The sequence below is a fragment of the Streptomyces sp. NPDC005151 genome, from assembly GCF_053599875.1.
The window spans coordinates 1-1,042 of the sequence record NZ_JBSFYR010000273.1 but is presented as its reverse complement, the minus strand read 5'-3'; the positions used below and the strand labels follow the sequence as shown (position 1 = coordinate 1,042).

At 67.3% G+C, this 1,042-nt stretch carries 1 protein-coding gene and 1 pseudogene; both read right to left on the bottom strand.

What is annotated here, in order from left to right; all coding sequences use genetic code 11:
• On the bottom strand, window positions 1–486 hold a 486-nt coding region (locus ACWD6R_RS40685), incomplete at its 3' end, for a hypothetical protein (protein WP_451823361.1).
• Between the two features lie 7 nt (window positions 487–493).
• Window positions 494–859, bottom strand: a pseudogene (locus tag ACWD6R_RS40680) (helix-turn-helix transcriptional regulator); the annotation flags it as partial.
• Window positions 860–1,042 lie beyond the last annotated feature (183 nt).

The window sequence follows — 1,042 nt, the reverse complement described above, 5'->3', positions numbered from 1 at the left end:
GGCCCTGTCTTCATGCACCCACCCGGCCAAGATCACCCGCCCAAAGCCGCTGTTCGACCAGAACCGTCCACATGATCGATAGGCATACAGCTTCTTACACACCCCGACGATCGGGCCGGCCGCGTGTGACGCGCGACTGACCCACGGATCGGTGTCGTCAGTGAACGTCGTAAGCGCGGGTGATGGTCTGGGTGCCCGGTTTGTCCTTGGCGCCGAAGAAGGTGCCCTCAGGGTGACCTGCTTGTCGGCGACGCCGGTGTGGTCGAGGCGGGCCGTCCATTCGCCCTCCTGCTGCGCGGTCGGCGCCTGGGACCAGCGGACAGTCGGGTTCCGCCGCCAGTCACCGGCTTGAGCGCGGTCCAGATCTCCGCCGGGGCCATTGTGTCCGCAAGGTCTGGCCCGATGACAGGCGCAGTAGTCCTGCGCCTGCACCGTCGTGCCGGGGCGCCCGGACGGACGGCCTGTTCCGCGGGATTCGTTCTCCACTCAGCTCACCCAGCTGCAGCTGATGGAAGCGGTGCGCCAGGCGCCCGCGCCCGTGACCAGGCGGACCAAGTCGTGCACGGCGGACTCTGCCGCATCCATCCGTGATCCAAGCAGCGCCGCCTGCTCCAGCTCATGGCGCCGCTGGGCCGGCAGCACACCCATGGCGCCCCCGGCGACGCCGCAGCCCACCGCCCGGTGCGGGCGGACGACTGCGCGGCGGGGCCCTGTCGCTCCAGTCTGCGCAGCGCCCGTTCGCTGTCCGACTCGGGAAGTGTCAGCCGGTTTGTGAGGTCAGAGACCTCACGCAGCTCCCACTACCACGCGTGCGGTACGCCGACTCCTGCATCTCGTCGAGATCGAAGGATCCCAGCACCCTCGATCCCCCTCCCGAACGCATTGAATCCGCACAATTTCGGACTCTGTGGGCGCCGGTCGTGGCGGAAAGCAGACATGAGGCAAACCCGCCATGCACATCACCCCCCAAACGCCCGTCGCCCTGCCAATGTGACGTCACCGCAGCGCCAACAGCATTCGGAATACCGCGATTTGTTTAAAA